This is a genomic window from Ruegeria sp. HKCCA6837 (assembly GCF_013034475.1).
Taxonomy (GTDB): Bacteria; Pseudomonadota; Alphaproteobacteria; order Rhodobacterales; family Rhodobacteraceae; genus Ruegeria.
In genome coordinates, this window is the sequence record NZ_WQGD01000052.1 from 1 (window position 1) to 1877 (window position 1877).

Annotated in this window: 1 protein-coding gene; it reads left to right on the forward strand. The window is 52.9% G+C overall.

What is annotated here, in order from left to right:
* Positions 1 to 92: 92 nt before the first annotated feature.
* A complete protein-coding gene (locus GOV91_RS22475) occupies positions 93 to 1718 on the forward strand; it encodes a hypothetical protein (RefSeq protein WP_171237132.1) in 1626 nt (541 codons plus the stop codon).
* Positions 1719 to 1877 lie beyond the last annotated feature (159 nt).

Below are 1877 nucleotides of genomic sequence, written 5' to 3' on the forward strand. Positions count from 1 at the left end.
CCCCGAGATCGCATCGCAGGTTTTCAAAAGATGACAATGCCCGAGCGTTGTTTTAACCTTGCTTTATGAGAGCTCGCCTTGCCGTGATCTTGATGGCCGACCTGGTCGGCTATACGTCCGCAATGGAGGCGGATCAGTCACTCGCAATCGGGCTGATCCGCGAACTTCGGGATAAACTACTGGAACCAGAGGCCGTACGAAGAGGCGGCGAGATACTGAAGCGTATGGGTGATGGATGGATAATTGCCTTTCCTTCAGTGTCAGCGGCAATCGAAACCGCTCAATTTGTGCAACTTTCATTGGTCGACCATGAGAAAATCAGGCTGAGGATGGCAGCTCATCTCGGGGAGATCGTTCAAGACGAGGCCGACATTTATGGCGCCGGTATAAACATCACCGCACGCCTGCAAACCGAAGCACCACCCGGTGGTGTGATGATCTCCGAAGACCTTAGGCGGCAGTTGGACAAAAAGTTCTCAGCGGGTTTCAGCGATGCTGGTACGTTCGATTTAAAGAACCTTGCTCTTCCTGTGAATGGGTTTCAATGGCGGCCCGCCACGCAGCGTGAAATTGAACATACCGAGTTGCCTTCTATTGCAGTCGAGCCGGTCACAAGTGCTCCCGAAACGAGAGAGACGCTTGAGGTTTGTGCTGACCTGCAGGAGCAATTGGTTCACAGTCTTTCGCGTCGCACTGGTGTGCGTGTAATTGCAACAGATTCAACATCCGAGACCAAAGCAACTTACAGCCTGAGGTGCAGGTTGCGCTGCCGGGAGACCGAAGCAAGGATCTCGTCCAGCCTTACCCGCTTGGGAGATGGACAGGTAACTTGGTCGCGCTTCTTAAACGGAAGTTCAGAGGATTTGTTTGAATTAAGCGATCGGGCTGCAGAACAGCTCTCAAACGATTTACGTCTGCAGATCAACGCATTTGACGGTGACCGACTGAGCGACATTCCAGACGATCAACTGAGTCCAAGTGAGTTGAGATCCCGAGCGGCAATGCTGTTTTATCGTGCCACCATCGAGGACTATAATCATGCGGGTAAATTGCTTGAGCGCGCGCTTCGACTTGATCCCGAGAACGGATCCGGGCTTGCGATGTGGTGTGAAGCCAAACTGTACCCCTTGGAAGCATGCTATCGCGAGCCTGACCCTGATCTGCGCACGCGGATCATCGAGTCTTCGAACAAGGCTGTACAGGCAGCTCCTCGCTCCGACTATTGCTGGTACACGAGGGCACAGGTGCGTGCGCGCCTCGCGCGTGATCTGCATGGTGCGAGGAAGGACATTGATAGAATTTTCCGTCTGAACCCTAGCTACGTGTTGGGCATGGAGGCAAGCGGTTACACCGAAGTTATTGCCGGCAACTGGGAAGCTGCTCGGAAGAGTTTAGCGAAGGCCGTGCGTCGTTCCAGCGAGGATCCGTTTCTTCCGCACCGGCTTTATCCCCTTTCGATTGCCCACATGATGGCAGGTGATAAGCAACTCGCTATCGAAGCAATTTCAGACGCAACTGAAATGCGTCCCTACTGCAGACACTTCTGGTTAGTTAAGGCGTGGATACTCAAGAAGTCGGGAATGCAGTCCAAAGCGGAAACTGCTGCAGAACGTGCTAAAGCGCTGTCTGAAAAAGCGGATATCCTGGCACAAAACCTTCATCTGCCTGACCACATCAGAGAGGCGATAGGTCTGCCAGCTGATCCGATCCAAGCTTAGAGGCCTAAATGGGTTACAATAGCGTAGACTTATGATCGAACGGTAGACATGTAAGACGTTCCCGCCTTTCGATATTCTGCCAAGACCCAACCTGAAGCGCGCTAACTACTTTCACCTCGGGCGATGATATGCGTTATTTCTCAGGGTCGCTTTGGGCTC